Below are 11,814 nucleotides of genomic sequence, written 5' to 3'. Positions count from 1 at the left end.
CGGGCCGCTCCGCCGCTTCGCGGTCGCGCGTCGCGCCGCCGTCCGATGGAAGGTGTTGACGGGCGGGTTCCCGCGGGCGGTCCCCGGCGGAACTTGTCGCGTCACGAAACCACGATAGCGCGATGAAACAGGAAGCGGAGATTTTGCTGCGGGTCGTCGTCGCGATCGTGCTGACCGGCATTCTCGGGTGGGAGCGCGAGACCGTCGGCAAGGCGGCCGGGCTGCGCACGCACATGCTCGTCGGCGCGGGCGCCGCGATGTTCGTGGGGCTCGGCCAACTCCTCGTCCTCGAGTTCCAATCTTTCGGCGAACTCCTGCGCTTCGACCCGACGCGGCTGGTCGAGGCCGTCGTGGCGGGGGTGAGCTTTCTCGGCGCAGGCTCGATCTTCTTCGCGCGGCGCAACCAGTCGGTGCAGGGGTTGACGACCGCCGCTTCACTGTGGCCGACGGCCGGGGTCGGCATGGCCGCGGGGCTCGGACGCTACGTTCTCGCCGTCGGCTCGACGCTGCTGGTCTTCGTGATCCTTCACGCGTTCGCCTGGCTCGACGCGAAGGCGCGCAAATCGGATTCCGACCGGAAAACGTCCTGAACGGCCGCCGCGCCGGGCGATCGCGGCAGTCTCTGCGATTTCGCCGAAGTGTGCGGGCGGACAATCCTGCATGCCTCGTTGGGCACGCTCCCCATGGCGGGCCTTCGTGCGCAACGTTAAGCTAAAAATCTCCGCACCGTCCTTCTCACCGCTGCGCGCGTGGCGGATATCCCCGTTCCGTTCATGGACACGCCGCCCAAACGCCCTTCTCCGCCTCGTCGTCCGCCGTTCTCGCCGCGAGCGACGACGGTTTTCCGCGTCTCGCTCGTCGCGGGTGGGCTCGGGCTGGCGAGTGCCGGCTATGCAACCTGGCAATATTACCATTCGCCTTACTGGAATCGCATCGGTTTCGCACCCGGCCAGCCGGTGCTGTTCAGCCATCGGCACCATGCCGGCGAGCTGCGCCTCGATTGCCGGAATTGTCACAGCACGGTCGAATCGTCCGCGTTCGCCGGGATGCCGTCGACGCACACCTGCCTTGCCTGCCACTCGCAGATCTTCACCGGCACGGCGATGCTGCAGCCGGTGGTCGCCAGTGGCGCCTCCGACCAGCCGCTGGCGTGGACTCGGGTCACCGCGTTGCCCGACCATGTTTATTTCAACCACAGCATTCATCTCGCGAAAGGCGTCGGCTGCACCACCTGCCATGGCGACGTCGGCAATCTCGCCCTCATGGCCAAGACCCAGCCGCTGACAATGCGCTGGTGCGTCGATTGCCACCGCGACCCGGGACCCCGGCTGCAGCCGCGCGAGGAACTTTTTTCTCCGCACCCGCCGCCTGCGCGGCGCTCGCCGGCAGAGGCCGCCGCACTGCTGGCCACTTACGGCGTTCACCGCGAGCACCTGACGAACTGCTCGACCTGTCATCGCTGATGTCGGTCCCCTCGCCGCTTTCGCCGCCATGACCCCTCCGGCGCCTTCGTTCTCTCCGCGTCCAGCGCGCGACTTGTGGCGCAGCCTCGCCGAATTCGAAGCGCCGTCCAGTGCTGAAGCCTGCAATCGCACCGACGAATTTCCGGAGGGCGCCTCGCTGTGGCCGGCGGATTTCAATCGCCGCGATTTTCTCAAGCTTCTCGGTGGATCGCTGGCCCTCGCCGGGCTCGCCGGCTGCGGACAGCGCGCAACGAAGATCGTCCCTTATGTCCGTCCCCCCGAAACGGCCGCGCCGGAATCGATCTATTTCGCATCGGCCATGCCGCTGGAGGGGTTCGCCCGTGGCGTGCTGGTCGAATCGCACCTCGGACGACCAACCAAGATCGAAGGAAATCCCGACCACCCCGACAGCCTCGGCGCCGCGGATGCGATGACGCAGGCCGCCGTGCTGGGCGTTTACGATCCCGACCGCTCCCGCGCCCTGCGTCGCCATGGGCAGATCCAATCCTGGGAAACCTTTCAGTCCGAATGGCGGCAGCGCCAGCTGCGCCTGGCCGATTCGCACGGGCGCGGTCTGGTCGTGCTCACCGAACCCACCACATCGCCCACCGAACGTCGTGAACTCCACCGGTTGTTGGACACATTTCCGGAGGCGCGCTGGTTTCAACACTCACCTCTTGCGCGCTACGACTTTGCCGGCGTGCAGGCGGATTATGATCTCGCCGAGGCAGACGTCATTCTCTCGCTCGGCAGCGATTTTCTTTACCGGCATCCGGCAGCGCTGCGTTACGCCCGCGCGTTCTCGTCGCGACGGCGCGTGGTCGACGGACGCGTGAACCGTCACCGTTTCTACGCGATCGACGCCGCCCCAAGCGTCACGACGGCGCTCGCCGATTTCCGCCTGCCCGCGTCCCCGGCGCGCCTGCGGGCCGTGTTGAACGCAATCGCTCGGCGCATGAGCGCCGCGACAGAAAGCGATTTCGGCCACGAGGCGCTGCCTACGAACGAAGCGGCGTTTGTCGACGCGATCGTGCGCGATCTGCGCGCACATCCGGGTCGCGGCGTCTGCATTGCGGGTCCGGAGCAGGACGCCGACGTGCAACAATGGGCGTTCGCGATGAATGCCCGGCTTGGCGTCGGGCCGGAGCTCGTTCGTTTTCTGCCGGCGGCTCGCTCCGACGACGATTCGCGGTCGCACGGCGGACTGGCGGAGCTGCAAACGGCTCTCGGCGACGGCACGGTCGACACCCTGCTGATTCTCGGCGTCAATCCCGTCTACACCGCGCCGGCAGACTGCGAGCTCGGCCCACGGTTGCGCGCGGTCCCGTTCACACTGCATCTCGGATCGCATTACGACGAAACGGCGGAGCACTGCGTCTGGCACGTGCCCGAAAGCCATTTTCTCGAAAGCTGGGGCGACCTGCGGTCCTTCGACGGCACCGTCACGATCCAACAACCGCTGATCGAGGCGCTGGCGCCGTCCCGGTCCGTGCTCGAAATCCTGCGGCTCGTGAGCGATCCGCTTGGAGCTCGCAGCTTCGATCTCGTGCGCGCCGCGTGGGCCGAGAGGGCGGGCGAAGGCGACTTCGAGGCACGCTGGTCGGACTGGCTCAATCGCGGAGTCGTGGCCGACAGCGCTCACGCGCCCGTGCCGGCGCCCGAGCTCGAGGTGCCCGTGCTCTCTTCTGCGACCGACGAGTCCATGTCGCTCACGCTCATCCTCCGCCCGGACGCGAAACTGCTCGACGGCCGTTTCGCCAACCACCCGTGGCTGCAGGAGCTGCCCCACGCGATCACGCAGCTCGTGTGGGACAACGCACTGTGGGTCAGCCCCGCCTTCGCCCGCCAGCACGGGGTCAACGATGGAGATCTGGTCGAGCTGGCGATGCCGGGCGACGCCGGTTCGAGCGCCACGGTTGCGATCCAGGTGGTTCCCGCCGTTGCGTCGGACTGCGTCGCGCTCTCGCTCGGCTACGGCCGTCGCCGCGCCGGCGCGCTGGGCAACGCCCGCGGCTTCGATGCCTACCCGCTGCGCCGCCGCGATGCGCTCTGGCAGCGAACCGGCGTCCGTATCCGGAAACTCGATGCACGCTACCCGCTGGTGACCACCCAGCAGCACTTTGCGATGGAGCACCGGAACCTGGTTCGCCAGGTCACGCCAGACGAGTTGGCCACGGCGCGCCGTCCACTGGCGTCGATCTACCCGCCGTGGCCCCGCGGGCGCTACGCCTGGGGCATGTCGATCGATCTCGGCACCTGTCTGGGCTGCAAGGCCTGCGTCGTGGCGTGTCAGGCGGAAAACAACATTCCCTCCGTCGGCAAGGACCAGGTCGCGCGCGGACGCGAGATGCACTGGCTGCGGGTCGATCGCTATTTCTCCGGCGATCCGGCGAACCCGCGGATGCTGCCGCAGCCTGTGCCGTGCATGCACTGCGAGAACGCGCCGTGCGAAGTCGTGTGTCCCGTGGCCGCGACGGTGCACAGCAGCGAAGGCCTGAACGACATGATCTACAACCGCTGCGTCGGCACGCGCTACTGCTCCAACAACTGCCCCTACAAGGTCCGGCGTTTCAACTTTCTCGACTATCGCGCCCCCGCGAAATCGCCGCTCCATCTGCAGGAAAACCCCGAGGTGTCCGTCCGCGAACGCGGAGTGATGGAAAAGTGCACCTATTGCGTGCAGCGCATCAATGCCGGCCGGATCGCCGCCGAAAAGGAGAACCGCCGGATTCGCGACGGCGAAATCAAAACCGCCTGTCAGCAGGCGTGCCCGGTTGACGCGATCGTCTTTGGCGACCTCAACGATCCGGAAAGTCTCGTCAGCCGTCGCAAGCGCGAACCGGTCGACTACAGTTTGCTGGAGGAACAAAACACCCGGCCGCGAACAACCTATCTCGCCAAGGTTCTCGCGGAGGACGATGCGGGCACCGCGGCGTCGGCTTCCGTGCCCGCCCCGACAGCGGAGGGCCGCCCATGAGCCGCGTCGCGCCCCAGCCTCCGACCCGCGAACCGATCGTCGGACCCGACGAAAGTCTCGCGACCATCACGCGGACGGTCAGCGCGATTCCGCTGGAGCATCCTCACGCTAAGTTCTGGTGGCTGGGTTTCGGGGGCGCGTTTCTTCTGGTGATGCTCCTTGTCGCTGCGATCGGCTGGCTGCTGTTGCACGGCGTCGGCATCTGGGGGGTGAACATTCCCGTCGCGTGGGGATTCGCGATCGTGAACTTCGTCTGGTGGATCGGCATCGGTCACGCGGGCACCTTCATTTCCGCGATCCTGCTGTTGCTGCACCAGCATTGGCGGACCTCGATCAATCGCTTCACGGAAGCGATGACGCTCTTTGCGGTCGCCTGCGCGGGACTGTTCCCGCTGCTCCATCTCGGCCGGCCGCAGTTCTTCTACTGGCTGCTGCCTTATCCCGACACAATGGGACTGTGGCCCCAGTTCCGGAGTCCGCTGGTGTGGGACATCTTTGCCGTCACCACCTACGGCACGGTCTCGCTGCTGTTCTGGTATGTCGGCCTCATCCCCGATCTCGCGACCTTGCGCGACCGCGCGCCCACGCTGGCGAAACGGCGGCTCTACGGACTGTTGAGCCTTGGCTGGCGCGGCGACGCCCGCCACTGGATCCATTACGAAAAGCTCTACCTTCTGCTGGCCGGACTCGCGACGCCGCTCGTCGTTTCGGTGCACAGCATCGTCGGCCTCGACTTCGCCATCGCGATCCTGCCCGGCTGGCACTCGACGATCTTCCCGCCCTACTTCGTCGCAGGCGCGATCTTTTCCGGTTTTGCGATGGTCATAACCCTCGTCGTGCCGCTGCGACGCGTGTATGGACTTAAAAACTACATCACCGACCGGCATCTCGAGCTGATGGCGAAGGTGCTGATGGCCACGGGATGGATCGTGCTTTACGGCTATTTCGCCGAATTTTTCGAGGCGTGGCGCAGCGGCGATCTCCTGGAACGCTCCATGGCGGTCAACCGCGCGACGGGGCCCTACGCGCCCTGGTTCTGGCTGCTGCTGGCCTGCAACCTCCTCGCACCACAACTGTTGTGGTGGCGCTCCCTGCGGCGCAGCGCGCTCGTGCTATGGGTGGTTGCCCTGGTGGTGAACGTCGGGATGTGGCTGGAACGCTTCATCATCGTCATCACGAGTCTGCACCGCGATTTCCTGCCGTCGTCGTGGGGCATGTATATCCCGACCTTCTGGGACTGGGCGACCTTCGCCGGCACCCTGGGCCTGTTCGGCGCGCTGCTGTTCCTGTTCGTTCGCTACTTGCCGGCGATCTCAATGACCGAGATGCGCAAGCTCGTGGCCGAGGAAAGGGAGAAGGCTTCATGAGCGGATCGCGGGGAATCGTCGCGTGCTTCGAAGCGCCGGACGCGTTTCTGGCGGCGCTGCGGCGCGCCCGCGTCGCCGGCTACACCCGGATTGAAGCCTTCACGCCCTTTCCGGTCGAAGGGCTCGACGAACTGCTGCCCCGCGCCACAACGCCGATCGGCTGGATCATGCTGATCGCCGGCGGCGCCGGCTCGACGGGAGCTTACGCGCTGCAGTATTGGGCCACGCACGACTATCCGGTGAACGTCGGTGGACGCCCGTTGCACAGCTGGCCGGCCTTCGTGCCGGTGACCTTCGAACTGGGGGTGCTGGCGGCGGCGATCGTCGGCGTGCTGGCGCTGGGCTGGTTGTGCCGGTTGCCGCGGCTGCATCATCCGGTCTTCGAGGTGCCGGGCTTCGAACGCGCGAGCCAGGATCGGCTGTTTCTGCTGATTCGCGACGACGACCCGCGATTCCACCCGGCGCGCACGCATGCGTTTCTCGCCGAGGCGTCGCCTGAATATGTCACGGAGGTGCTCGGATGATTCCGCCTCGCACTCCTTTTCTCCTCGCGGCACTGGCGTCGGTGCTCGCCGGCTGCGACAACATGAAGCGGCAGCCTAATCTTCGTGCTTACGAGGACACCGCCCACTTCGCCAACGGGAGCGCCGCCCAACGGCCACCCGCGCACACGGTCCCGCACGGAGCGCCTCCGGTGGGCGACGTGCTCACGACCGGCGCGCGGGAGGGCCGGCTGGTCTCAGAATTTCCGATACCGTTGACGCCCGAGCTCCTCGCTCGTGGCCACGCCCGCTTCAACGCCTACTGCGCCCCCTGTCACGGCGAAGATGGTTATGGAAAGGGCATCGTCGTTCGCCGCGGCCTTCCAGCGCCGCCCTCGTATCACGAGCCGCGCCTGCGTGACGCCCCGGTCGGACATTTCTTCGACGTCATCACCCACGGCTACGGCGTGATGTATTCGTATGCGGACCGCGTGGCGGTGGCCGATCGCTGGGCCATTGCCGGTTACATCCGGGCCTTGCAGCGCAGCCAATACGCCACCCTCGCCGATCTCCCGGAGGTGGAGCGGCGCAAACTCGCGGAGCCATGAGCGTCGAAATCTCCAGGCGGTTGGCGCGCGTCGAGCGGTTCGCTCTCTGGATCGGCGCGTTCGCACTCGTGGTGGCCGGCGTGCTCGCGTGGCTCGCGCCGTCCCTCCTCGCGGCTGCCTGGCGGCTGGCGGCGTTTGTCTGCCTCGCGCCGGCGCTCGGCTCGCTTCTTTTCCTGCTGATCCACCGGCTTACCGGCGGGCAATGGGGCACCGCGTTGACGCCTTTCTTCAACGCGGGCGTGGCGCTCCTGCCCTGGATCTGGCTGATCACCCTTCCCCTGCTGCTCTTTCCCGGACGTGCCCTGCCGCAGCCACCGGAGGAACTGCATCTCTACACCAGCGAGGGGTTCTATCTCGTGCGCGCGATCGTTTATGGTTTGGTCTTCTTCGCGCTCGGTGGCTTGGTGCGCTCGGTGCAACGGCGTCGCGCCGCCGGCGATCGGGTTTCGCGGCGGTGGGTCGCTCCCGCGGGATTGCTCGCGTTGTTGTTCCTGCTCCACCTGCTCGCCGACGACTGGCTCAGGGTGCTGGACCCGGAGTGGCATTCGACCGCATTTCCCCTCGTGTGGATGACCGGGGTGGCAGTCGCGGGCCTCGCGCTCGCCATCGTCGGCGCGCTTTTCGCGGGAGCCGTTCCGGGCGCTGCTGGCCACAACGGCCGCGCGCTCGGACTCGACTGGGGCAACCTGCTCCTCGCCGCCGCGATGGTGTGGACCTACGTCGCGTTCGCCCAGTTTCTGATCATCTGGGCGGGCAATCTGCCGCGCGAGATTGGCTGGTATCTGCGACGAACCGAAGGCGGCTGGCTGGGAGTCATCGTTGCGCTCGGCCTGTTCCATTTTGCGCTGCCGTTCCTGTTTCTCCTGTCCCGTCGCTTCAAACGCTGGCCGGCCGGCCTTGGCGGCGCCGCTTTGACGCTGCTGGCGGCGCAATGGCTGTTTCATGCCTGGTTGATCCTGCCCGCGTTTGCGCCCTGGTCGCCGCTCGCTGGCGCGCTCGCGATTGCGCTGAGCCTCGGAGCCGTCGGCCTGTTTCTCAACCGCTACCTGGCGTTGGCCCGCCGGGCGGAGCGCGTCGCATCATGAATCCGGATACGCTGCTGCCCGCTCCCGATTACGAACCGCGCGATGCGTCGTCGCGCCGGCTGCTGCTCGTGGCCGGCGGATTGGGCGCGGGGCTCCTCGGTTGCCTCGCCCTGGCATGGGGCGTTTATCGCTGGCACCATGGCGCCGGACCGCGGGAAAGCGGGCGCCAGACGTCGTTCCGGAACGGTGCAGGCACCACCACGGACATCGCCGCCGACTGGCAGCGCCTCGACGACGAAACGCGACGCCACCTCCAGACCTACGGCTGGATCGATCGGCCCCACGGCGTTGTGCGCATCCCGATCGACATCGCCATGCAGCGGCTCGTCGATGAAGCGGGCCAAACCCAAGGAGGTCGCGATGAAGCGCGCTGACTTTGGGGTCCGGGCAGCCCGGCCGCGGGCCGGCCGGTGGGCGTTCGCAGCGGTGGCACTCGTCGCGATCCTAATCGCTCCGTGGTCGTCAGCGGACGAGCAAACCGGGGCGCCGGGCGTCCGGTTCGAACAACGAATCGGGAAACGTCTGCCGCTGGAGCTCGCGCTGCGCGGCACCGACGGCACCGCCCGCCCATTGGCGGCGTATTTCCGAGAACGGCCGGTTGTGCTCTATTTCGGTTATACCCGTTGCCCACAGCTGTGTTCGGTCGTGTCCGATGCGACGGTCGACGTGCTCCGGCATCTCGAGCCGGGCGTCGGACGCGAGTTCGACGTGATCAATGTCAGCATCGATCCGGCGGAAACGGTTGCCGACGCGCAAACGGCCGAGTCGAGCGCGGTGCGCCTCTACGGCCGGAGCGGTGCCGCGGAGGGCTGGCATTACCTCATCGGTTCCGAACCGGCGATTCGCACGCTGACCGATGCGGTGGGGTTTCATTTCCGCTACGATCCGGTGTCGCGCCAGTATGCGCACGCGAGCGGCTTTCTCATCGCGACGCCGGACGGCACGATTTCGCGCTACTTTCTCGGCGTCGATTTCGCCGCGAGCGACGTCGCGGCCGCGCTCCGCCGCGCCGCGGCCGGCAAAACCGGCGAAAGCGTTTACGATCTGGTGTTGCTCTGCTTTCGAGGCGAGGGAATCAGCGGACGCTATGGCGAGCTGATCTGGCGCGTGCTCGGCGCGAGCGTGGCCCTGACGGTGCTGGGGCTCGGCGGCGGCGTCGGCTGGATGTTGTGGCAGGAACGGCGGGATGGCCCGCGCCGGAGGAAAGCGTCATGAGCGGCGATCGTCTGGCGTTCGCATTGCTGTCCGGCGGCCTGCCCGACGCGAGCACGCTCGCTCCGCGGGTCGACGCGCTGTTCTACGCGTTGCTCGCCACCAGCGCCCTGCTGGTGCTGATCCTCGTCGTCCTCAACCTCACGCTCCTGATTCGTTATCGCCGCGGATCGCCGGCGCCGCGCGGACCGCTGCCGTTCAGCCAGATCAAGCTGGAGATCGGATGGATCGCAGTGACCCTCGCGATCTTCCTCGGCTTCTTTTTCTGGGGCGCCTGGCTTTACCTCGACCAAACGCGACCGCCGGTCGGCGCTTATGAGATTCGCGTCATCGGCCGGCAGTGGATGTGGGACGTTCGCCACCCGAACGGCCGCCGCGAATTCGACGAACTGCACGTGCCGGTCGGCACGCCCGTGCGCGTGCTGCTTTCGTCGGAGGACGTGATCCACAGTTTCTTCGTGCCGGCTTTTCGCGTGAAGCAGGATGCCGTGCCCGGCAAGGTTGTCAGCGCCTGGTTCGAAGCCACCCGGCCGGGCACCTATCACCTTTTCTGCGCGGAGTATTGCGGCACCGAGCACTCCGGGATGACCGGCCAGGTGGTCGCCCTGGCGCCGGAGGACTACGCGGCCTGGCTGGAACGCGGCAATCAGGTCTCCAATCTTCCGATACGTGGCCGCGAGCTTTTCGTCCGCTACGGCTGCGCCGGCTGTCATTCCCCGGGCTCGCAGGTCCACGCGCCGCTGCTCGAGGGGATTTATGGCCGCCTCCAGCCAATGGCGAACGGCGAGTTCGTGCACGTGGACGAGGCCTATCTCCGCGATTCGATCCTGATCCCAGGCCGGCAGATCGTCGCAGGTTATCCCAACCTCATGCCGTCGTTCCAAGGCGTGATTCCGGAGGGCGACTTGCTGGAACTGATCGCGTATCTCAAATCCCTTGGCGCGGCAAATCCACCCGCCTCGCCCGGCCTGGCCCCATGAGCTCCCTCGCATCGCCGCCCGCTCCCTCGTCCGCGCCACGCGGCCCCTCGATGCCCGATTATCTGGCGGCCGGCCACACGGTGCGCTCGTGGCTCGGCACGCTCGATCACAAGCGCATCGGCCTGCTCTACCTGGCCTCGATCACGGCGTTCTTCTGGATCGCCGCCGGCGCGGCCGGGCTGATGCGCTGGGATCTGCTCACGCCGCAGGGAGACGTGGTGACCTCGGATCTCTACAACCGGTTGTTCACGCTGCACGGCGTGCTGATGGTATGGTTTTTCCTGATACCTTCGATCCCCAACGTGCTCGGCAATTTCATCCTGCCGTTGATGATCGGCGCGCGGGATCTCGCGTTTCCCCGGCTTAATCTCGCGAGTTGGTATATCTTCATGGCCGGCGGCGCGCTGGTGCTCTACGCGATCCTCTTCGGCGGCGTCGACACCGGCTGGACCTTCTACACGCCCTACAGCAGCACTTACGCGAACGGTCATGTCATGCTGATGGCGGTCGGCGTATTCGTCACGGGATTCTCCTCCATCGCGACAGGGCTCAATTTCATCGTCACCATCCACAAGCTGCGCGCGCCAGGCCTGACCTGGTTCCGGCTGCCGCTGTTCGTGTGGTCGCTCTACGCCACCAGCCTGATTCTCGTGCTGGCGACGCCGGTGCTCGCGATCACGCTGCTGCTCGTCGCACTGGAGCGCCTGGCCGGCGTCGGCGTGTTCGATCCTAAGCTCGGGGGCGATCCGCTGCTGTTTCAACACCTCTTCTGGTTCTACTCTCACCCGGCGGTCTACATCATGATCCTGCCCGGCATGGGCGTGGTCAGCGAGACGATCGCGGCGTTCGCTCGCCGCCGCGTTTTCGGCTACCGGATCGTCGCGCTCTCCAGCCTGGCGATCGCGGTGCTCGGCTTCCTAGTGTGGGGCCATCACATGTTCGTGAGCAGCCAGTCCGTTTACGCGGGCGTGGTGTTTTCGCTGCTCAGCTTCCTCGTCGCGGTGCCGTCGGCGATCAAGGTGTTCAACTGGACCGCGACGCTTTACCGCGGCTCGATCTCCTTTGAAACGCCGATGCTTTATGCGCTCGGCTTCGGCGGACTGTTCACGGTCGGCGGGCTCACGGGGCTGTTTCTCGCCACGCTGCCGATCGACGTGCACGTGCACGACACGTATTTCGTGATCGCGCATTTCCACTACATCATGGTCGGCGGCATGGTCATGGCCTACATGGGCGGCATCCATTACTGGTGGCCCAAGATCTCCGGCCGCATGTATCACGAATGGACGGCGCGGATCACGGCGTTGATCACGTTCTTCGGTTTCAACCTCACGTTCTTCCCGCAATTCGTGCTCGGCTACCTCGGCATGCCGCGGCGCTATCACGTGTATCCGCCGGAGTTCCAGACACTGAACGTCCTCTCGTCAGCCGGTGCCAGCATCCTCGCCGTCGGTTATATCCTCCCGCTGGTGTATCTCGGCTGGTCGTTCTTTTTCGGCCGCCGCGCGGGGCCGAATCCATGGGGCGCGACGGGACTCGAATGGCGAACGCCGTCACCCGCGCCGCAGCACAACTTCGAGCGCACGCCCGTCGTAACCACCGAGGCATACCACCGCGGCAAACCAACCGATTGATTTTTT

11 protein-coding genes are annotated in these 11,814 nt (G+C 66.4%); all 11 read left to right on the top strand.

The features are described 5' to 3' along the window. Positions 1–122: 122 nt before the first annotated feature. The 11 genes from AC6RV7_RS14085 (at position 123) to AC6RV7_RS14035 (ending at position 11,808) form a co-directional block, all read left to right on the top strand. Entirely contained in the window at positions 123–590 is a 468-nt protein-coding gene (locus AC6RV7_RS14085) for an MgtC/SapB family protein (protein ID WP_500094644.1), read from the top strand. A gap of 183 nt (positions 591–773) precedes the next feature. Next, positions 774–1,463 (top strand): cytochrome c3 family protein, encoded by a 690-nt coding sequence (locus tag AC6RV7_RS14080; protein WP_500094643.1) that lies wholly within the window; start codon positions 774–776, stop codon positions 1,461–1,463. A gap of 28 nt (positions 1,464–1,491) precedes the next feature. Further along, positions 1,492–4,440, top strand: a complete 2,949-nt coding sequence (locus tag AC6RV7_RS14075; protein WP_500094642.1) for a TAT-variant-translocated molybdopterin oxidoreductase — start codon at positions 1,492–1,494, stop codon at positions 4,438–4,440. Next, entirely contained in the window at positions 4,437–5,807 is a 1,371-nt protein-coding gene (gene nrfD / locus AC6RV7_RS14070; protein WP_500094641.1) for an NrfD/PsrC family molybdoenzyme membrane anchor subunit, read from the top strand. The genes AC6RV7_RS14075 and nrfD overlap by 4 nt, the downstream gene beginning before the upstream one ends. Beyond that, the gene (locus tag AC6RV7_RS14065; RefSeq protein WP_500094640.1) at positions 5,804–6,331 is read left to right on the top strand and encodes a DUF3341 domain-containing protein; all 528 of its coding nucleotides are present in this window, start codon (positions 5,804–5,806) and stop codon (positions 6,329–6,331) included. Before nrfD ends, AC6RV7_RS14065 begins: the two co-directional genes overlap by 4 nt. Beyond that, positions 6,328–6,897, top strand: a complete 570-nt coding sequence (locus AC6RV7_RS14060) for a c-type cytochrome (protein WP_500094639.1) — start codon at positions 6,328–6,330, stop codon at positions 6,895–6,897. The genes AC6RV7_RS14065 and AC6RV7_RS14060 overlap by 4 nt, the downstream gene beginning before the upstream one ends. After that, a complete protein-coding gene (locus AC6RV7_RS14055; RefSeq protein WP_500094638.1) occupies positions 6,894–7,982 on the top strand; it encodes a hypothetical protein in 1,089 nt (362 codons plus the stop codon). Before AC6RV7_RS14060 ends, AC6RV7_RS14055 begins: the two co-directional genes overlap by 4 nt. Beyond that, entirely contained in the window at positions 7,979–8,356 is a 378-nt protein-coding gene (locus AC6RV7_RS14050) for a hypothetical protein (RefSeq protein ID WP_500094637.1), read from the top strand. Before AC6RV7_RS14055 ends, AC6RV7_RS14050 begins: the two co-directional genes overlap by 4 nt. Then, positions 8,343–9,197, top strand: coding sequence for an SCO family protein (locus tag AC6RV7_RS14045; RefSeq protein ID WP_500094636.1), 855 nt, complete (start codon positions 8,343–8,345; stop codon positions 9,195–9,197). Before AC6RV7_RS14050 ends, AC6RV7_RS14045 begins: the two co-directional genes overlap by 14 nt. Further along, positions 9,194–10,174, top strand: coding sequence for a cytochrome c oxidase subunit II (gene coxB / locus AC6RV7_RS14040; protein ID WP_500094635.1), 981 nt, complete (start codon positions 9,194–9,196; stop codon positions 10,172–10,174). Before AC6RV7_RS14045 ends, coxB begins: the two co-directional genes overlap by 4 nt. Next, entirely contained in the window at positions 10,171–11,808 is a 1,638-nt protein-coding gene (locus AC6RV7_RS14035) for a cytochrome c oxidase subunit I (RefSeq protein WP_500094634.1), read from the top strand. Before coxB ends, AC6RV7_RS14035 begins: the two co-directional genes overlap by 4 nt. Positions 11,809–11,814: the final 6 nt, after the last annotated feature.

This window comes from Opitutus sp. sgz309028 (assembly GCF_059821195.1).
This window is presented reverse-complemented; position numbering and strand designations above follow the sequence as displayed.